Source organism: Myxococcus sp. MISCRS1, assembly GCF_026626605.1.
Classification (GTDB): domain Bacteria; phylum Myxococcota; class Myxococcia; order Myxococcales; family Myxococcaceae; genus Myxococcus; species Myxococcus fulvus.
Window position 1 is genome coordinate 7,158,058 of sequence record NZ_JAPNKB010000001.1, and the last position, 19,688, is coordinate 7,177,745.

Genomic DNA, 19,688 nt, shown 5'->3' on the forward strand with positions numbered 1-19,688 from the left:
GGCGACCCTCCATCGGGTTCAATGGGTGCGACGGGTCTGCGCCGTGCTGGTGGCGCGCGAGCCCTCGGAGGCCGGGGTGTCGCGCAGGGCGTGGACGGCCTCGACGATGTGCGTCGCGTCGATGCCCGCCGCGGCGAGCAGCTCCTCGGGCTTGCCGGAGCCGGGCAGCTTGCGCACCGCGAGGCGCTTCACGCGGGGCAAGGGCTCGGTTCCGTCCGAGAAGGCCTCCAGCACCGCGTCCGCGAGCCCGCCCTCGGCCCAGTGGTCCTCGACGACGAGGAGCCTACCCTGGGTCTCCTTCGCGGCCTGCCGCAGCGTCTTCACGTCCACGGGCTTCACCGAGTACAGGTCGATGACGCGCACGGACACGCCCGCGTCCTGCAAGCGCGCGTGGGCCTCCAGCGCTTCATGCAGCGTAATCCCGGCGGCCACAATGGTGACGACGTCCCGGTCGGAGCGTCGGAGCACCTTGCTGCCGCCGATGGGGAACTCCTCGGTGGGCGCGTAGAGCACGGGCGTCTTGGCGCGCGTGGTGCGCAGGTAGCTGATGCCGCGCAGGTCCACCAGGGCGGCCATCAGTCGGGCCGTCTGGTTGGCGTCGCTCGGGTAGAGCACGGTGCTGCCGGCGACGGCGCGCATCATCGCCAGGTCCTCCAGCCCCATCTGCGAGGGACCGTCCTCGCCGATGGACACGCCCGCGTGGCTGCCGCACACGTGCAAGGTCGCGTTGGACACGGCGGCCATGCGCAGCTGGTCATATGCGCGCGACAGGAAGGCGGCGAAGGTGCTGACGAAGACGCGCTTGCCCAGCACCGCCATGCCCACGCCGCTGGACACCATGTTCTGCTCGGCGATGTACATCTCGAAGTACCGGTCCGGGTGCGCCTTGCGCAGCTCCTCCGAGTACGTGGAGTTGGACACCTCCGCGTCCAGCGCGACCAGGTCCGGGTAGGCATCCCCCAGCGCCGCGAGCGCGTCGCCGTACACCTTGCGCGTGGCGACCTTCTCGTCCGTGGCGTAGGTGGGCAGCTTCAGCGGCCCGGCGGCGGGCTTCGCGGTGGGCTTCGTCACCTCCGGCTTCCTCACGTCGAAGCGCAGGTTCCGCTCGCCGCCGAGCTCCTGGATGGCCTCGCGCGCCTTGTCCTCGGGCAGGGGCTTTCCGTGCCAGTGCTCATGGTTGGCGATGAGCGAGTAGCCATGGCCCTTCTCCGTCTTGAAGACGAGGCACGTGGGCCTGCCCTTCGTGGCCTGGGCCTCGGCCAGCGCGCGGTCGATGGCGCCCAGGTCATGTCCGTCCACGGCCAGCGCATGCCAGCCGAATGCACGCGCGCGGGCGACATAGGCCTCGCCGTTCCAGCCCAGCTCCGTCTCGCCGCTCTGGCCCAGGCGGTTCATGTCGATGAGCGCGCACAGGGTGTCGAGCTTGTAGTGTGCGGCCTTGTCGAACGCCTCCCAGACCGAGCCCTCCGCCGTCTCGCTGTCGCCCATCATCACGTACGTGCGGAAGCGGCGCTGGTCCAGGCGCGCGGTGAGCGCCATGCCCACGCCGATGGCCAGTCCCTGGCCGAGCGAGCCGGTGGCCACGTCCACCAGCGGCAGCACATGCGGGTTGGGGTGTCCCTCCAGGCGACTGCCGAACTGGCGCAGGGTCAGGAGCTCCGCGTCGTCGATGGCGCCCGCCGCCTTGAACGCGGCGTAGAGGACCGGGCAGGCGTGGCCCTTGGAGAGCACGAAGCGGTCATTGTCCGGGGCGTGCGGGTGCTGGAAGTCGAAGCGCAGGTACTTCTGGAACAGCACCGCGACGATGTCCGCCGCGGACATGGACGAGCTCGGATGTCCGGAGCCCGCCGCCGTCGTCGCGCGGATGCTGTCGACCCGCAGCTGCGCCGCGAGCCCTGCCAGTGTGTCTGCCATCGTCTCTCTCCAGGCTGGGGGACCTCCGTAGGGTGTTGATGGCGGGGCCCCGGGTGAAGCGGCGCGGGCGCGCGCGGGGAGAGGGCGGACGAGGGGCCTCTCCTCGCAGGGCAACCCGACGAGGGGGCTCCCGTGTGCAGGCCCGCTCACGCTCCGGCGCGCGTGGGCAGATTCAGAGCCAGGGGTGTGAACCGCCATGAATCCACTGCGTCAGCTCGAGGAATTCGGCCAGGCCGTCTGGGTGGACAACCTCCAGCGGAGCTACATCACCCAGGGGACGCTCCAGAAGCTCATCACCGAGGATGGGCTCAAGGGGCTGACCTCCAACCCCACCATCTTCCAGAAGGCGGTGTCGGGCAGCGAGGACTACGAGGACCTCTTCCAGGCCGCGCGGGGCCAGGGGCGCTCGGCGGATGACGTCTACGAGCAGCTCGCCGTGCGCGACGTGCAGGGCGCCGCCGACATCCTGCGCTCCGTCTACGACGCGCTGAAGGGGAAGGATGGTTACGCCTCGCTCGAGGTCTCCCCGCGGCTCGCGAACGACACGAAGGCCACGCTCGACGAGGCGCGCAGGCTCTGGAAGACGCTGGACCGGCCCAACGTGATGATCAAGGTCCCCGGGACGGAAGCCGGGGTGCCCGCCATCGAGCAGCTCACGGCGGAGGGGCTGAACGTCAACGTGACGCTCCTGTTCAGCCAGGAGCGCTACCGGCAGGTCACCCACGCGTACCTGACGGGCCTGGAGCGCTTCGCCAAGGCGGGCGGAGACTTGAGCAAGGTGTCCAGCGTGGCCTCGTTCTTCGTCAGTCGCATCGACGTCGCGGTGGACAAGGAGATTCAGCAGCGATTGAAGGCGGGCGTCACCGCGGAGCAGCGCAAGGTGCTGGAGTCGCTGCACGGCAAGGTGGCCATCGCCAACGCGAAGCTCGCCTATCGCATCTACCAGGAGGTCTTCAGCAGCCCGCGCTGGAAGGCGCTCTCGGCGAAGGGCGCCAAGGTGCAGCGGGTGCTGTGGGCGAGCACCAGCACGAAGGACCCGAAGCTGCGGGACGTGCTCTACATCGAGGAGCTGATTGGCCCCGATACCGTGAACACGATGCCGCCGGCCACCATCGACGCCTTCAGGGACCACGGCAAGGTGCGCACCACGTTGCTGGAGGACCTGGCGGGCGCGAAGGAGACGATGCGCCAGCTGGAGGCCGGGGGAGTGTCGATGAAGAGCGTCACCGAGCGGCTGGCCGTGGACGGCGTGCGGCTCTTCGAGGAGTCGTTCGACGCGCTCCTGAATGCGGTGGAGGCGCAGCTGAAGAAGTCTTAGGCGGCGCAGTGTGCGGACCCTCCATGTCTCTGGCATGGTGCCGCGGACATGCGACGACTCCTCCTGGCCTGGTTGTGCTGCTGCGTCCCGTCCCTCGTCCTCGCGCAGTCGGTGGTGAAGGAGGAGTGGGTCGTCACCACGGACATGTGGGGCAACGCCCTGCACCAGGGGCTCACGCTGGAGCGCTCGGGGAAGAAGCTGTCCGGCACGTTCGACGGTGACGCGCTGGAGGGCGAGCGCACGGGCAACGAGGTCCGCTTCAACGTCACCGACTCACGGCAGGCGCGCTACGTCTACACGGGCAAGGTGCGGGGAGACCGGCTGGAGGGAACGGCGGACGTGCCGGACACGAACGACAAGAAGGCGCGGGTGAAGCGGGCCTTCACGGCGCGCCGGATTCCGGAGCGGCCTTCAGGCCCACCGCGTCGGCATGAGTTCACCCCGACGTCGTGGTCCAACGAGTTCTCGGCGGACCGGGCGCCGGTGCTGACGCTGTGGTCCGGGGACACGGTGAAGACGACGACGCTCGACTCCGGTGGCATGGATGAGCACGGTGTCTCACGCGCGCTGTATGGCAATCCGCAGACGGGGCCGTTCTTCATCGCGGATGCGCGGCCGGGGGACATGCTGGCGGTCCACTTGAAGCGCTTGCGATTGAACCGGCGCAGCGCGGACAGCCTGGACAGCATCGTCGGGCGGGCCATGACGCCGTTGTTGGCGTCGAAGGCGACGGAGCTGGGCAAGCCGGTGCGCTGGACGTTGGATTGGGAGAAGGGCGTGGCGCGGCCGGAGTCGCCCACGGAGAAGCTGAAGGACTTCACGGTGCCGCTGCGGCCGATGCTGGGCGGGCTGGCGGTGGCGCCGGGCTTCGGCTCGCCCCCTGTCTCCACGGGAGACACGGGGCGCTTCGGTGGGAACATGGACTTCAACGAGGTGGTGGAGGGCAACACCGTGTACCTGCCCGTGTTCCAGCCGGGAGCGCTGCTCTACGTGGGGGACGCGCACGCGGGGCAGGGGGATGGCGAGACGTCTCAGTTCGCGCTGGAGACGTCGATGGAGGTGGAGCTGACGGTGGAGGTCATCCGGGGCAAGGCGCCGTCGATGCCGCGAGTGGAGTCCCCCACGCACCTGATGGTGTTGGGACAGGCGGGCTCGCTCGACGATGCGCTGCGCCAGGCGACGAGCGGCCTGACGCAGTGGCTGGCGCAGGACTACGGGCTGTCGCTCTCGGAGAGCGCGCAGGTGATGGGCACGAGCGTGCAGTACGTCGTCGCCAACCTCGCGGGGCGCAGCGTCGGTGTCGCGGCGAAGCTGGACAAGGCCCGGCTGGCGCCGCTGCGGCCCTCGGGGAGATAAGCCCCCTCGCGTCGTCGGTCCTTACTCCCAACTGCTCCCGTTCCACGTCCGGGTGACATTCACCGTGGACGCCCCCGTGGTCTCCACCCAGCTGAGCACGGGGCGCTCCTGCACATCCCAGCTCAGCACGGGCTGGGACGCGACGGAGTCCTGCGCGTCATTCACGTTGAGCACACCACCCAGCGGATGCCACGCCTGCCCATCCCAGCGCGATGCGCGCAGCTCCACGTTGCTGAAGTGGGGCGACGCCTTCTTCAGCCACGCGACGGTGGGAAAGCCCCGCTCGTCCAGCGCCAGCGTGAACGTGTTGACCGCGCTCCCCGGCGGCCCACCCAGCCGCAGGTCCACCGGACCGACTCCGTCCCCGAGCTTGCGGTACACCGTGTTGTTGAGCACCGGCCCCGAGCGCTTCACATACACGCGGTAGATGTCCTCCGCGTAGTTCGTGTTCACCTCCAGCGTCTCACCCGTGTCCCCAATCCACGCCACGACGCACCCGTCGAACCCCTGGTCCGAGTAGTACGCCTGGAGCACCTGCGGCGTCAGGTAGTCCTTGTAGAGGTCGCAGTAGGGGAGGTTCGACCCCGCGTCCCGGATGGCCTGCAACGTCAGCCCCACGCGGGGCGGCAACGCGGTGAGCGCCTGTGACGACGAAGCCGCGTCAAACGACGGTGACACGGCGTCCTCTTCCGCGCAGCCCGCGAACAACCCCGCGCACACCACCGCCGTCAACAAACCCCGAGCCTTCCTGCCTGGGACGAATCGCATGTGAGCCACTCCTGTGGGAGGTGAAGCGGCCCAAAGCTAGGCATGCGAGTCTTTCACGGCCGTCGAGTCCGCCATGTCTGTTCAACGGCGGACCCGACTCATGTCAGGGAAAGAAGAACGAACGGTCGCAAGCGAGACTGCCTCCCGCGCGATACAGCATGTCTTGGTAGACGATGGTGTTGTTGATGGAAAACGCGCTCGTCACCGACGCCACGGTGACGCCGCCTCGCACCAGCCGGAAGCGCGGCGTGCCCTGCTGCAGCGGCACCCGGAACGATTGGATGCCCGCCGCCACGTCCCTGCGCTGAACGACGCCCGCGAACTCGATTTCGAGCGTCCCGGGCGCGGTGAGGAAGGCGAGCAGCTCGACCTCGTTCGCGGCCGCAGCCCCGCCCCGCAGCTCGTAGGGCGCGCGCTGCTTCGTCAGGTCCGGCGCGGCGCTCGTCGAGTGCACGCGGTGGAAGTAGTAGAGCGCGTCCCGGGCGATGGTCGGCTGGACGCCCGTCTTGAACCAGGCGGTGTAATACGCCGTCAAATCGAACGCCGCCCACTGCGTGCCGGACGAGGGCGAAATCTCCGTCGCCTCCGAGTAGTCGTTCCAGGTGATGAGCTGCACCCAGTCCGCGCCGCCCTGGATGGCCGCGTCCCACAGCGCCCGGTACGCCTGGGAGTTGTTCGCCTCCGTGTAGACGAGGTCCTTGGGCCGCGAGTCCTGCACGGCCACGGGCGCCATCCACTGGAGCCCCATCCCGTGCGCGGTGCCCACGTTGGTGCGCTGTCCCGCGGCGCTACCGAGCGTTCGGTTCCCCCACGTGGACGTCCCATGCAGCGGCACCACCGCCTGGAGCGTGTTCGTCGCCGCCACCCAGGGGCGCACGTACACGGGCCACAGCGCGGAGGGGATGCCCCGCGCCTGGAGCGCCTGCAGCACCGACGCCCACCACTGCGGCGTGCGGTTGTCCGCCATGTACGGCGAGAGCAAAAGCCGCCCGTCCGGCAGGTGATACACCGCCGGGTGCGAGGCCACCGAGCCGATGGAGCTCACGAACGCCGACAGCGCCTCCGCGTCCGTGCCCGAGTACGTGGAGCTCATGTCCGGCATGAGCACGATTCGAAAGCCGCTGTCCACGTTGCTCGCCGCCTGGAGCAGCTTCAGCAGCCGGTTCCAGTGCGTGCCGGTGTGGTTGAGGATGTCATACGTGAAGCCATCCAGCCCCAGCGTCGCCGCGCGCCGCACCTCCACCTCGAAGTTCGCCAGCTCGTAGTCCACGCCCGAGGCGCGCGGGGCCTGGGGCAGGGGGCGCTGCTTGAGCAGCCCGCCGCAGTACGCGAACTTGGAGTTCTCCCCGGTGGGCTGCAGGTAGTTGCGCGCGTAGTAGTCGACCGAGGGCTCCCGGTTGTCGAGCGAGAGCGGGTAGGGCGAGAAGTAGTGCGCGAACACCTTCTTCGGCGACGCGCGCAGCGTGCTCAGCGCCGGCAGGTTCAACGCGAAGCACGGCGTGGCCGGGGCGTCCTCCACCTCGGCCGTGAGCGACGCATCGAAGCTCAGGTCCGACGAGTTCAGCGTGGACTGGTGCACCTCCACCGCCACCACGTTGGTGCCCGCCACCAGCGCGGTGCTGGGGATGCTCGCGGTGTGCCACGCCTGCTCGGCGCTGTCGGCGATGACGGTGCTCGCCAAGGTCGACGCCGTCACCGTGCCCGAGGGCAGGTTGCTGCGCAGCACCTCCTGGCCATTCAGGTAGACGATGGCGCCGTCATCGCGCAGCAGCCGCAGCACCACGTTGCTCACCCGCGCCGGGTCCGCGACGGTGAAGGCCCGGCGGAACCACGTCGTCACGTGGCGCGCGCTGGTGCTCGGGCCGTAGGCGACGACGGTGGCCTCGTCCCCGTCGCCGTACCCCAGCTGCGCGGGCCCCTGGGCCCACGACGTGTCCGCGTAGCCCACCGACGTCCAGCCCGCGCCCGGGTCCACGCCTGTGTCGCGGTAGCGCCACGTACTCCCCGCGGCGATGAAGGTGATGGCCTGGAGCGCCCGCGCCTCGGCCGTGTCGCCAGGGGGCTCCGAGACAGGCTCGGAGGTGGTGGGGCCACAGGCGCTCAGCCAGGGAACGAGCACGGCGAGCCAGCGCGCTCGGCGGGAGGGAATCCGATTCATGGGGGCGTCTTCCGAGGGGGTGAGGGAAAGACAGGCAGACAGCCCGTCCTCTCGTAACACGCGACAGGCGGTGAATCCGAGACAAACTCGGCGATGGCTGTGTATTGCGCCGTTGTCGCCAAATTCCACCCGCCAGCCGGCGTATCAGCACATCCCATTTTCGGGCACCCTTCCCCCGGATGTGGGAAGGCGGAGGTGTGTCCCACGGGGGGCTCCCAGTGGAGAGCCCGTGGCACCCGCCTTGCTGTCGGGACCGAGTCGCTGGTTCAGCTTGGGAGATTGGCATGACGGGCCTGGTCCAGGAGTTCCGCCTCGCGCTGCGCAGGTTGCGCGGCTCGCCGGGGTTCACGCTGGTGGCGGTGTTGACGCTGGCGCTCGGCATCGGCGCCAACAGCGCCATCTTCAGCGTGGTGGACGCGGTGCTGCTGCGGCCCCTGCCCATGGCGGAGTCGGAGCGGCTCGTGCGCTTGTACAGCTCGGATGGCTCGCCGGGTGACTCGCCGTCGTCGGGGCCGGACTTCGTGGACTTCCGCGAGCGCACCCGCTCCTTCTCCGGGATGACGGCGGTGCGCAGCGGCGAGCAGAGCCTGGCCAGCGACGGCGCGGCGCCGGAGCGGCTGCGCGGCACCACCAGCACCGCGGACTTCTTCGACGTGCTGGGCGCGCGGGTGGCGCTGGGCCGGGCCTTCCGTCCGGAGGACGAGCAGCCGGGGCAGGAGCGGGTGGTGGTGCTCGGCCATGCGCTGTGGAAGCGCCGCTTCAACGCGGACCCGGAGGTGCTGGGCCGCTCGCTGTGGCTGGGCGGTGAGCGGCACACGGTGGTGGGTGTGGCGAGCGAGGGCTTCAGCTTCCCGCTGGAGACGCAGCTGTGGGTGCCCTTCGTGTGGGACGAGTCGCTCACCGGGGCCACGATGCGCGCCACCCACAGCCTGCGCGTCTACGCGCGGCTCAAGCCGGGCGTCACGCTGGAGGCGGCCCGCGCGGACGTGGCCGCGGTGGCCCAGGCGCTCGCGGTGGCCTACCCGGATTCGAACGGCGGGTACCGCGCCACGCTGGTACCGCTGCGCGAGGCGCTGCTGGGCAATGTCCGTCCCGCGCTCCTGTTCCTGCTGGGCGCGGTGGGGCTGGTGCTGCTCATCGCGTGCGCCAACCTCGCCAACCTGCTGCTCGCCCGCGCGGTGAGTCGTCGGGGGGAGCTGTCCGTGCGCATGGCGCTGGGGGCCAGCCGGGGCCGCATCCTGCGCCAGCTGCTGGTGGAGAGCGGCGTGCTGGCGGCGATGGGGGCGGGGCTCGGGGTGCTCCTGGCCGGGTGGCTCCTGGATGTCCTGGTGAGCCTGTCCCCGCAGGACATCCCCGGGCTGGCCCAGGTGGCCATCGACGCGCGTGTCGTCGCCTTCACGTGCGGACTGGGGCTCGTCACCGCGCTGCTGTTCGGCCTGTTGCCCGCGCTCCAGGCCTCCCGCGAGAGTCCGGCGGTGAGCCTGCGCGAGGTGGGCGCCAAGGGCGGCACGCGCGGTGGTGCTCGCGCGCGTCACCTGCTCATCGTCGGCGAGACGGCGCTGGCGGTGGTGCTGCTCGTGTGTGGAGGGCTGCTGCTCAAGGGCTTCCACCGCCTCTCCGACGTGGACCCCGGCTTCCGTCCGGACGGGGTGCTCAGCTTCGAGCTGGACCTGCCGGAGAGCGCCTACGGCTGGGCGTCGACGCGGAACCAGCGCTTCTACGACGCGCTGCTGGAGCGGCTGCGCGCGCTGCCGGGCGTGCAGGCCGCGGGGGCCGCGCTGGGCGTGCCGCTGGACGGCCGCTACATGGTGACGGGGATGTGGGACTCGGCGCGGCCGGAGCCCGGGCCGGGACAGAGCTGGGGCGTGCAGGTGGGCGTCATCACCCCCGGCTACGCGGAGGCGCTCGGCCTGCGGCTGGTGTCGGGCCGGTGGCTGACGTCCGCGGATGGCCTGGGCGAGGGGCAGCGCGCGCTGCTCATCAGCGAGGAGGCCGCGCGGCGCTACTGGCCCGGGGAGAGCCCGCTGGGGCGCACGGTGGAGATGGGCATCAACTTCGGCCTGGGCCGCTTCGGCGGACAGGTGGTGGGCGTGGTGGGGGACACGCGCAACAACGGGCTGGAGAAGGCCTCCTTCCCCCAGGTGTACGTGCCCTTCTCCCAGGCGCTGTACGGGAAGATGACGGTGGTGGTGCGCACGAAGGACGCGCCGCTCTCGCTGATGGCCCAGGTGCGCGAGGAGGTGCGCGCCCTGGACGCGAGCCTGCCGCTGGGCAGCGTGCGCACCCTCGAGGACCTGATGGGCGAGGCGCTGTCACGGCCGCGCTTCTACATGCTGGTGACGACGGGCTTCGCGCTCCTCGCGCTGCTGCTCGCGGCGGTGGGCCTGTCGGGTGTCATCGCCCACGCGGTGAGCCACCGCACGCGGGAGTTCGGCATCCGCATGGCGCTGGGCGCGCGCGGCGTGGAGCTCATGCGGCTGGTGCTGGGACAGTACCTGCGGCTGACGCTGGTGGGGCTCGGCGTGGGGCTCGGGCTGGCGCTCGTCGTCAGCCGGCTGCTGGAGGGGCTGGTGTACGGCGTCGCCCCGTGGGACCCCGTGACGTATGGCGCGGTGGCGGTGCTGCTCGTCGGCGTGGCGCTGCTGGCCAGCTGGGTGCCCGCGCGGCGCGCCACGCGGGTGGACCCCATCATCGCGCTCCGTCAGGAGTGAGCGCCCGCCCGGCCGCCTGCCTTGGGGCGGGCCGGCCGACGCGGGCCTGTGTCCCGGGTTGTCCTCTCCGGAACAGTCTCCAGCTTTCAGGGAACCATCCTTCCCAAGGAGACTTCCATGAAGCTTCCACTGATGGCGGCCGTGGCCGCACTGACGTTCTGGGGTTGTTCCAGCCACTCGGCGAGCACGCGGCCGGACAGCCCCTCGGGCTCCAGCGTCCCGAGCGCCACGGGTGGTTCGGGCTCGGTGGACGCGGCCGAGCAGGAGCGTCAGGCGCGCGAGGATGAGCGCGACGCGAACGAGAGCCCGGGTGAGGCCGCGGACGTGGTGGACAACGAGCGCCGGGACCGGGGCGGGGCGCCGACCATCTACGACAACGAGGCCACGGGTGGCTCCGGTACGGGCACCCAGGTGACGACGCCGGACGGCGAGAAGTGGGACGTCATGGAGGAGCCGGGTGGCTCCGAGCCGCGTGACTCGACCGAGGGCACGGGTGGCTCGGGCGTGGACGCGGCGGACGGCACGGACGGCAGCCTCGATGACGACCCGGCTCCCACGGGCGCCGAGGAGAGCCAGTAGTCCCTCGAAGGTGGCCTGAGGCCTTCCGCGTCGGTGCGCCCCGGCGCGGAAGCGCGGTCTCCCTCTAGAAGATGGAGTCCTTGTCGGTGAGGTTGTAGACCTCCTGCACGCCGCGCAGCAGCTGGGGGAAGTCCAGCTCCAGGTCCCTCAGCAGGCCGGTGCGCATGTCGAACACCCAGCCGTGCACGGTGGGGAAGCCCTTCTCCACGTACGAGCGCTGCACCGCGGCCGTCTTGATGACGCTGATGCACTGCTCGGTGACGTTGAGCTCCACCAGCCGTGCATAGCGCGCCTCGACGTCCTCGAGCGCGTCCAGCTCCGCCTTGTGCAGGCGGTAGACGTCGCGCACGTTGCGCAGCCACGGGTTGAGGATGCCCAGGTCCTTGGGCTGCATGGCGGCCCGCACGCCCCCGCAGCCGTAGTGGCCGCAGACGATGATGCGCTTCACCGACAGCTGGCGCACGGCGTAGTTGATGACCGACATCACGTTCAGGTCGACGTTGTTGATGAGGTTCGCGACGTTGCGATGGACGAAGACGTCCCCGGGCTCCACGCCCATGATTTCATTGGCGGGCACCCGGCTGTCGGAGCAGCCGATGTAGAGGTACTCGGGGCTCTGTTCCGCGGACAGTCGTTCGAAGTACTGCGGGTCGTCCTTCGTCTTGGCGGCGGACCAGCGGCGGTTGTTCTCGAAAAGCTGTTCGTAGGAGGGCACGAATCGGTGGCATCCCTCCATGGGCTCCCCCGCGTCAACGGGGAAGTGCGCTCGGAGGGTGACAGCGTCAGCGGGCGAGCTGAATGGGCCGGGAGGTGGAGGTCCGGAGCTGACGCATGTCGACCAGGATGTCGTAGGCCCGCGCCTTGGGGAGTACCGGCCCCGCGTCGAAGCGGTAGCTGGCGCGCACGTCGGGGAAGCGCTCCCGGGCCGCCAGGGCGAAGAGCTCCTTGGCCACCCACTCCGTGTCGACGGACACCGAGCCGAACTCGTCCAGGTAGCGCTGGGGCGCGGAGGAGTCCGTCTGTCGGGCGGTGAGCACGAAGACGCGCGGCGTGCGCGTGGGGACGAGCGCGGCGGCCCCCTGGCGCATCAGCTCCAGCTCCCGCAGCTGGGGCCAGGCGAACAGCTCCAGCGACTGTTGATGCGCGAGCAGTCCGCTCACCGCGACGAGCAGCGCCAGCGCCGCGCCGGCCACGCGCGGCCCGTGTCGGGGCCAGTGCTCGCCCAGCTTCACCACGCCCGCGAAGAAGAACACGCTCCACACCCCCGCGAGCGCGAAGAGCGTGCGGTAGGTGGGCCAGCGCTCACCGGCGAGCAGGCTGGCGCAGTACGCGACGCCGGACAGCCCCACCAGCGCCAGGAGCCACGCGGCCACGCCCGTGCGCCCCGCGCGCCGCCACTCGACGACGAGCGTCAGCAGGAGCAGGCCCAGCGTCACGCCCACCATGGGCCAGTAGCCCCACGCGGGCGTTGTGTCCGTGTCGTCGATGGCCGTCAGCGCCAGGGCGTTGGGCAGCACCTGGGTGACGAACCACGCCGCCTTGTCCAGCAGGTGTCGCTCCAGCGCCATGCGCGGCGAGGGGGTGAACAGCCCCACCGCGAAGCTCACGCGCGTGACGACGTACGCCAGCCCCAGCCCCACGCCCAGCACGGACACGTGGCCCAGGAGCCAGCGGGCCGGAGCGCGCACGTCCTCGTGTCGCCGCGTCACCAGCACCGCCGCGAGCAGCACCGCGTAGAACGGACCACTGGCCTGGTAGATGAGCGTCGACGCCGCCAGCGCCAGCGCGCCGCCCACCAGGAGCAGCCGTCCGCGGACGCCGCCGAGCCACGCGCCAGCTGGCCCGATGGCCTGTCTCGTCAGCGCGAAGGCCCCCGCGCTCGCGAGCAGGGCCACCGCCTGCGGCCAGCAGATGCTCCAGTTGGCGACGACCTGCGCGGACGGAATCAGCGGGATGAACGCGGCCAGCAGCGCGGCGGGCACCTGCTTCCAGCCCTCGGCGCGCAAGAGCAGGTAGAGCACCACGGCGAGCAGTCCCAATCCGAGCACCGCCAGGGCCCGCAGGCCGCGCAGCCCGTCCAGGTCCTCGGCCGCGCGCGTGGTGCGCTCCAGCATCCAGCCATACAGCGGACGGCCCATGGCGCCGCAGACGCGCAGAATCTTCCCGGGCTCCTCGCGCGCCTCGCGCAGGATGGCGTAGTCGTCCCTCAGGCCGTAGCGCAGCGAGACGGCGCTTCCGTAGACGACCCAGGGAAGCAGCAAGAGCAGGGCGGCCGTACCCCAAGCCCGGAAGAAACCTGTCGTGAAGCGTGTCCGCAGGGGAGAACCTCTGAAGGCCGACACCCTAGCAGAGTCGTATGACGCGTCTCGGCATGCGTGGAAACGAGGCTGTCCACGCCCAGGCCACATGCCCATCCGGACGCACGAGCAGTCCGTCCACGCCCCGCAGCGCGCCTGTGTCGGCGGAAGTCTCCAGCGCCAGGGCATTGACGCGGGGGCGCCAGCCAGGTGCGGGCTCCCAGTCCGAGGACGGCGCGGCGGCGGGTGTCGCGTGCAGCCACAGCCAGTGGCCGTCATGGAGGCCGGAGTAGAGCGAGCGCTGGCCTCCGTCGGCGAGTCGCAGCGTCCAGTCCGGGAGCCTGCGTCCCGTCCAGCCCGGCAGGGTGCTCGGTGAAGGCGCGGGGATGGGTGCACCAGCGAAGGCGACGTCCAGTCCGCTGAGCTGTTCGGCGAGCCGCTGGTTGATGGCGGGCAGGCGCAACAGGCCGTTCATCAGCTCGCGCAGCGCGAGGACCTCCGGGGTGAAGCCCATGAGCGCGGACTGGGCCTGGGTGTTGCTCAGGAGCGACTGCCCCACCGGATGTCTCTCCTGGTGGTAGCTGTCCAGCAGCGTGGGCGGCGCGCCCTCGCGCAGCACGGCGGCCAGCTTCCAGCCCAGGTTCATCGCGTCCTGCAGGCCCACGTTGAGCCCCTGTCCACCGGCCGGGTAGTGCATGTGCGCCGCGTCTCCGGCGAGCAGCACGCGGCCTCGCCGGTAGTGCTCCGCCAGCCGCGTCTCGTCGCCGAAGCGCGACAGCCACCGGGGCTCCTTCATGCCGAAGTCGGAGCCGGCCACGCGCGTGAGGCTCTCACGCAGCTCCTCCAGGGACAGCGGCTCGCGTGGCGAGGTGCGCTCGCGCCGGGCGTCGGTGACGATGGCGCGGTACTGGCCCTGGCCCAGGGGCACGATGACGGCGTTGCCGCGCGCGTTGGTGAGCGCGAGGAACGGCGTGGAGGGAGGGTGCTCCAGCGTGACGTCGCCCAGCATCGACGTGCGCGTGGAGTCCGTCCCCGGAAAGCCGATGCCCGCGAGCTGTCGCACGACGCTGCGCGCGCCGTCCGCCCCCACGGCGTAGCGGGCGCGGCAGCGGAACGCCGTCCCCTGGACGCTCCCCGCGAGCACCACGCCCTCCTCGTCCTCGTGCAAGGACTCCACGACGTGGCCTCGGCGGATGTCCACCCCCAGCCCGCGCGCGTGCTCCGCCAGCAGGGCCTCGGTGAGCGCCTGGGGCAGGAACAGCGTGTAGCGGAACGTCGTGTCGAGCCCGGAGAAGTCCAGCCGCGTGTCCAGCAGGCCGAAGTGCCCGGTGGGCAGGGGACGCCCGCGCTCCAGGAAGGGCGCCTCCAGCCCCCGCAGCGCCAGCACCTCCAGGGAGCGCGGATGCATCGTCAGGGCGCGTGACTCCCGCACCGGCGCCTCCCTTCGCTCCAGGACGCACACCTCCACGCCCGCGAGCGCCAGCTCGGCCGCCAGCATCAACCCGGTGGGGCCGCCTCCGACGATGGCCACCTCGACGTCCAGCTCCATGACCTGCCTCCTCATCACGAATCTAACGTTGTTAGTTTTCATCTAACGGCGTTAGATTGGGCCGTCAACACGAGGTGGCACGGGCGCATGCGCATCCAGAAGGAGCAGGTGGTCCAGGCGGCGTGGGCGCTGGTGGATGAGGTGGGTGTGGAGGGGCTGACGATGCGCTCGTTGGCGCAGGCGCTCTCCATCCAGGCGCCGTCGCTCTATTGGCATTTCCCCAGCAAGCAGTCGCTGCTGGAGACGATGGCGGACGCGCTGCTGGCGGACGTGGCGGTGGAGCGCCCGACGGGGAGGAGCTGGGAGGTGGTGGTGAAGGCCGTCGCGGGGGAGCTGCGGCGCGCGTTCCTGAGCCACCGGGACGCGGCCCGGGTGTTCGCGGGCACCGTCGTCGCGACGGAGAACACCTTCCGCGTCAGCGAGTGGCTGATGGAGGCGCTGACGCAGGCGGGGCTGTCCTCCAAGGAGGCGGGGTGGACCACCTTCACGCTGCTCGACTACGTCCTCGGGTTCACCATCGAGGAGCAGTCGTTGGGCACGCGCGACGCCCAGGCGCCCCCGGTGGCCGAGCAGATGCGGGCCCTGGCCACGCCGCGCTTCCCCCACGTGGCCCGGGCGGTGGAGGCCCTGGTGGACCCCGACTTCGACGCGCGCTTCACGTTCGGCCTGGAGCTGCTCCTGGCCGGCGTGCGTGCTCGTAGACCCGCGCGCGCGCGGTGACCAGGCGACAGCAACCCTGCCCTGGGGGCGCGCCCCTGGGTGCGCCGCGTCTGCTCTTGCACGACCGGATGTCAGACTATTGGAAGCGCTCCTTGACGTCGCCCCTCCACGCATCCACCTCAGCCCTGGTGGCCGTGCGTGCGCGACGAGAAGGATGTGGTGAAGCTCCGAGCCGATGACCGAGAGGTGTCCTGGGAGCGCCCGTCGCGGCCGGGGTTGTCCGCGTCACGGCTGCCTGCTCACAATGTGACCATCGAGGGTTGGGTGGTGGAGTGGCTCGCCCTGCACTGGCAGATGCCCACGGCCTCCATCGACACCCGGCGCCCCCTGGTGGAGCAGGGCCTCGACTCGATGGGGGCGATGCGGCTCACGTACGACCTGGAGCAGTGGCTGGGGTTGCCCCTCACCCTGTCGTTCCTCTGGGAGCAGCGCACCATCGAGTCGCTGGCGCGCGCCCTGGCCTCGCCGGACACGCTGTTCTCCCTGTCGCCCGTGAGTGATGCGGGCGACGCGGCGGGGGGGCTGGCGTCGGACACCGCGCCCGCGTCCTCGGGGCAGCGGCGGCTGTGGCGGCTGATGCGTCCTGTGCCCGACAGCCCGCGCTTCCACGTCCATTTCGGGCTGCGGTTCGACGGGCCGCTGGATGTCGACTCGCTGAAGCTCGGCCTCGAGGAGCTGGTGCGTCGGCACGAGGCCCTCCGGACGACGTTCCGCGAGGGCGACGGCGCGTTGACCCAGGTCGTCTCGCCCGCGGCGCGACTGGAGCTGCCGGTCGTCGACCTGCGGGGCGGAGGTGGGGGCGCGCCGGAGGAGGCGCTGGACTCGTCCTCGTTCCGCGCGATGAACGATGCCCAGGCGCGCGCGCCCTTCGACGTGGCGTCCGGTCCGCTGATGCGCGCCGCGCTGGTCATCCTGGCGGAGCAGACCCACGTCCTGCTGGTGACGCAGCATCAGCTCATCACGGACGGGCCGTCGCTCGGGGTCTTCGGGCGGGAGCTGGCCTCGCTGTACCGCGTCTTCCAGGCCGGGGTGCCCTCGCCGCTGGCGCCTCCCGCGCGTCAGCCCGTGGACGTGGCGCGCTGGCAACATCGCTGGTCGACGAGTGACGCGGCCCGCCTGCAGCGCGAGTACTGGCGCGCGCGGCTGGAGGGCGCCCCGCCGCTCTCGCTGACGTCGCGATGGACTCGCGAGGAGGACGCGGGAGGGCAGGGCGGCCTGGTGCGCTTCGAGGTGCCCGTGGCGCTGACGGCCGCCTGGAAGTCGCTGGCGAGCACGGAGGGCGCCACGTTGTTCACGGCCCTGTCCGCGGTGTTCGCCGCGCTCTTGCGCCAGGTGTCCGGCCAGGAGGACGTGCTCGTGGGCACGGTGGTGGCCAACCGGGGACGCCGCGAGCTGCGCGACGTGGTGGGCCTGCTCTCCAACACCGTGGCGCTGCGCTGCGACCTGACGGGCAACCCGTCCTTCCGCGAGCTGCTCCGGCGCCACCGCCTGCGCACCACGGAGGACCTGGGCCACCAGGAGCTCCCCTTCGACGAGGTGGCCGCGAGCCTCCCGCACGGGCTGCAGGCCGCGTGTGTGTTCGAGAGCGCGACGGGGGTCGACCTGTCCATCCCCGGCCTGTCCTGCACGCTGCTGTCGGACACGCCGGACGCATCCGTGCCGGGGTTCGCCCGCCATGCGCTGACGCTGCTGCTGCGCGAGGACCTGGCGGGGCTTCGCGGCGCCTTCGAGTACGCCTCCGCCGTCTTCCATCCCGCGGAGGTGGAGCAGCTGGCCCGGGCCTTCCGTCACCTGCTGGGGCGCATCGTCGAGGCGCCGGACGCGCGGCTGGACGAGCTGGCCCTGTCCGACGAAGCGCCGCGTCAGGCGCCGGGCGGCGGACCCGCGAGGACCTCCGGCACGGCGGACTCCAGCGCCTGACGGGCCTCTTCGAAGTCCCGTCGCGCCAGGTCCACCCACTCCCGGAGCTGCTCCAGCGGCTCGTGCGGCGCGCGCGTCTCCAGCGCCTCGCACCGGCGCGACAGCCGGGCCGCGCCGAACAGGGCCGCGCTGGAGCGCAGGCTGTGCGCGTGGCGGGTGAGCGCCGCCGCGTCGGAGGTCTCCAGGGCCTGCTGGAACGAGGACAGGTGCTTGTCGGCGTTGCGCAGGAAGTCGCGCACCAGCGTGGCCAGCTCGCCCCGGTCCGGGCCGGTGAGCAGCTCCAGCTTCTGCACCGCGGAGGCGTCGAAGCCGGGCGCCTCGGGCGGCGGCGCCAGCGGGAGGTCGGGCAGCCGCGCCGCGCTCTCCAGCGCCGCCATGAGCAGCGTGGCGTCCACCGGCTTCGTCACGAAGTCGTTCATCCCCGCCTGGAGACACAGGTCCTTGTCTCCCTGGATGACGCTCGCGGTCATCGCGATGATGCGGGGGCTGCCATACCGGGGAGCGTCCGCGCGGATGCGGCGCGTGGCCTCCAGGCCGTCCATCTGCGGCATGTGCACGTCCATGAAGACGACGTCGTAGCGCTCGCGCTCCAGGGCGCCCAGCGACTCCACGCCGTTGCCCGCCACGTCGGCGTCGTAGCCCAGCTTCTTGAACAGGCGCAGGCCGACCTTCTGGTTGATGGGGTTGTCCTCCACCAGGAGGATGCGCAGGGGCAGCCGCTGGCCCAGCGTGGCGTCCAGCTCCGCGGAGGCGCGGGTGGCCACCTCCTCGCCCTCGCGCAGGACGACCTCCACGCTGAAGGTGGAGCCCAGGCCCACGGTGCTGTGCACGCGGATGGTGCCGCCCATCAGCTCCGCCAGCCGCAGGCTGATGGCGAGCCCCAGGCCCGTGCCGCCGTAGTGGCGGCTGGTGGACGCGTCCACCTGGCTGAACGAGCGGAACAGCCGGTTCATCCGCTCCGCGGGGATGCCGATGCCGGTGTCCTGGATGTCGAAGCGCAGGGGCCAGCTGTCGGGCTCGAGCCCCGGCTTCAGCTCCCCGCGCGACACGCGCACGCTGACGCCGCCCTCGTGCGTGAACTTGAGCGCGTTGCCCACCAGGTTGACCAGCACCTGCCGCAGCCGCGTCTTGTCGCCCCACAGCGCGTCGCGCACGTCCGCGTCCACCGTGTGCTTCAGGTACAGACCGCGCGAGGCCGCCTGCGGCCCCAACAGGCCCAGGCATTCCTTGAGGCTCTGGCGCAGCGAGAAGGACTGTCCGTCGAGCTCGAACGCGCCCGCTTCTATCTTGGAGAAGTCGAGCAGATCATTGATGAGCCGCAGCAGCGCCTCGCCGCTCGTGTGGATGACGTCCACGCTCTCGCGCTGCTCCTCGGTGAGCGACGTCTCACGCAAGAGCTGCGCCATGCCCAGCACGCCGTTCATGGGTGTGCGGATCTCGTGGCTCATGTTGGCCAGGAAGCTGGACTTGGCGGTGTTGGCGGCGTCCGCCTCCGCGCGCGCGGCGTCCAGCGCCAGGTTCTTCTCCCCCATGCTGGAGAGGGCGTCCTGGGCCTCGGTGACGTCCAGCAGCGCCCACAGCCTGCCGCGCGCGGAGCCCCGGCGCGCGGGCACGCAGGAGACGGACAACGTCTGGTGTGGTGACTCGAAGCGCCAGAGCATGTCGCGCAGCTCCGGCTGGCTGCCATCGAACAACCTCGCCATCCGCTCCTCGATTTGCGCGCGGTTGGTCGCGCGCTCTCGCAGCGAGGCCATGGCGCGCGACATCTGGTGGGCGGGCACCTGCCCCTCGGGCAGCCCGAGCATGACGGCGCCCGGCTTGTTCACCCACGTCTCGACGCGGTTGTGCTCCAGGAACACCAGCGCGCAGGGCACCGCGTCGGTGATGGCGTCCACGCGCGCGCGCAAGGTCTCCGTGGCGCTCTCCAGGTCGCTCTCCCGCGCGCAGGTGAGCAGGAGCCCCGTCAGGGCCTGGAGGCAGGCGCGCTCGGCGGGAGAGAAGCCCGTGGGGCCCTGGCGCACCAGCACGAGGCCGCCCTTGCGGTCATCGACGGAGTGCCACGGCAGCACGGCCATGGCGCCGCGCAGCGACTCGGGGACGCCGCTCTCCAGGGGACGGGGTTCATGGAAGCGCCACGTCGAGTCCTCCGCCAGGGGGCCGCGGAAGAGCGCCTCGCCCAGGTGCGCCAGCCGAGGGCGCTGCGCGGGCGTGCCGGCCAGCTCGAACACGGTGAGCGGGTCGATGCGGCGCAGGCTGACGGCCACGTCCGCGCGACAGGCCTGACGCACCACCTCCAGCAGCCGGGTGAGCTGGCCGCCGTCGCGCGTGCCCAGCGCTCGCACCGCGGCCACCATCAGCTCCGCCAGCGCGGGGTCCACGGTCAGGGAACCGGGAGGGG

The 19,688-nt window shown here is 71.2% G+C and carries 13 protein-coding genes; 6 read left to right on the forward strand and 7 right to left on the reverse strand.

Annotated elements, in window-relative coordinates; genetic code table 11:
• Window positions 1-18: 18 nt before the first annotated feature.
• Window positions 19-1,914, reverse strand: a complete 1,896-nt coding sequence (locus OWM54_RS28510; protein WP_267699554.1) for a transketolase — start codon at window positions 1,912-1,914, stop codon at window positions 19-21.
• Window positions 1,915-2,110: 196 nt separating this feature from the next.
• Here OWM54_RS28510 and tal point away from each other — a divergent pair, with 196 nt between their 5' ends.
• Both tal and OWM54_RS28520 read left to right on the forward strand, forming a co-directional pair.
• Window positions 2,111-3,232, forward strand: a complete 1,122-nt coding sequence (gene tal / locus OWM54_RS28515) for a transaldolase (protein ID WP_267699555.1) — start codon at window positions 2,111-2,113, stop codon at window positions 3,230-3,232.
• Between the two features lie 48 nt (window positions 3,233-3,280).
• Entirely contained in the window at window positions 3,281-4,588 is a 1,308-nt protein-coding gene (locus OWM54_RS28520) for an acetamidase/formamidase family protein (RefSeq protein WP_223751348.1), read from the forward strand.
• A gap of 21 nt (window positions 4,589-4,609) precedes the next feature.
• Here OWM54_RS28520 and OWM54_RS28525 read toward each other — a convergent pair whose 3' ends face one another.
• Together OWM54_RS28525 and OWM54_RS28530 are read right to left on the reverse strand one after the other, a co-directional pair.
• Window positions 4,610-5,356, reverse strand: coding sequence for a hypothetical protein (locus OWM54_RS28525; RefSeq protein ID WP_267699556.1), 747 nt, complete (start codon window positions 5,354-5,356; stop codon window positions 4,610-4,612).
• Between the two features lie 103 nt (window positions 5,357-5,459).
• A complete protein-coding gene (locus OWM54_RS28530; protein ID WP_267699557.1) occupies window positions 5,460-7,514 on the reverse strand; it encodes a glycoside hydrolase family 71 protein in 2,055 nt (684 codons plus the stop codon).
• A 284-nt stretch (window positions 7,515-7,798) separates the two neighbouring features.
• On the opposite strand from OWM54_RS28530, the gene OWM54_RS28535 reads away from it, so the two are divergent.
• The gene (locus OWM54_RS28535; protein ID WP_267699558.1) at window positions 7,799-10,225 is read left to right on the forward strand and encodes an ABC transporter permease; all 2,427 of its coding nucleotides are present in this window, start codon (window positions 7,799-7,801) and stop codon (window positions 10,223-10,225) included.
• Between the two features lie 117 nt (window positions 10,226-10,342).
• The gene (locus OWM54_RS28540; RefSeq protein ID WP_267699559.1) at window positions 10,343-10,804 is read left to right on the forward strand and encodes a hypothetical protein; all 462 of its coding nucleotides are present in this window, start codon (window positions 10,343-10,345) and stop codon (window positions 10,802-10,804) included.
• Window positions 10,805-10,868: 64 nt separating this feature from the next.
• On the opposite strand, the gene OWM54_RS28545 is transcribed toward OWM54_RS28540, so the two are convergent.
• The 3 genes from OWM54_RS28545 to OWM54_RS28555 all read right to left on the reverse strand — a co-directional run bounded on the left by OWM54_RS28545 (window position 10,869) and on the right by OWM54_RS28555 (window position 14,650).
• Window positions 10,869-11,519: a carbonic anhydrase gene (locus tag OWM54_RS28545; protein ID WP_223751354.1), complete on the reverse strand. Its 651-nt coding sequence runs from the start codon at window positions 11,517-11,519 to the stop codon at window positions 10,869-10,871.
• A gap of 67 nt (window positions 11,520-11,586) precedes the next feature.
• Complete coding sequence (locus OWM54_RS28550; RefSeq protein WP_223781519.1) at window positions 11,587-13,065, reverse strand: glucosyltransferase domain-containing protein; 1,479 nt, start codon at window positions 13,063-13,065, stop codon at window positions 11,587-11,589.
• Between the two features lie 82 nt (window positions 13,066-13,147).
• Complete coding sequence (locus OWM54_RS28555) at window positions 13,148-14,650, reverse strand: FAD-dependent monooxygenase (protein WP_267699560.1); 1,503 nt, start codon at window positions 14,648-14,650, stop codon at window positions 13,148-13,150.
• Window positions 14,651-14,737: 87 nt separating this feature from the next.
• On the opposite strand from OWM54_RS28555, the gene OWM54_RS28560 reads away from it, so the two are divergent.
• Complete coding sequence (locus OWM54_RS28560; protein ID WP_223781521.1) at window positions 14,738-15,370, forward strand: TetR/AcrR family transcriptional regulator C-terminal domain-containing protein; 633 nt, start codon at window positions 14,738-14,740, stop codon at window positions 15,368-15,370.
• Window positions 15,371-15,508: 138 nt separating this feature from the next.
• The gene (locus OWM54_RS28565) at window positions 15,509-17,290 is read left to right on the forward strand and encodes a condensation domain-containing protein (protein WP_267699562.1); all 1,782 of its coding nucleotides are present in this window, start codon (window positions 15,509-15,511) and stop codon (window positions 17,288-17,290) included.
• Here the strand turns inward: OWM54_RS28565 and OWM54_RS28570 are convergent.
• A complete protein-coding gene (locus tag OWM54_RS28570; protein ID WP_267699563.1) occupies window positions 17,233-19,668 on the reverse strand; it encodes a hybrid sensor histidine kinase/response regulator in 2,436 nt (811 codons plus the stop codon). The two genes, OWM54_RS28565 and OWM54_RS28570, sit on opposite strands and share 58 nt — an antisense overlap.
• Between the last annotated feature and the right edge of the window lie 20 nt (window positions 19,669-19,688).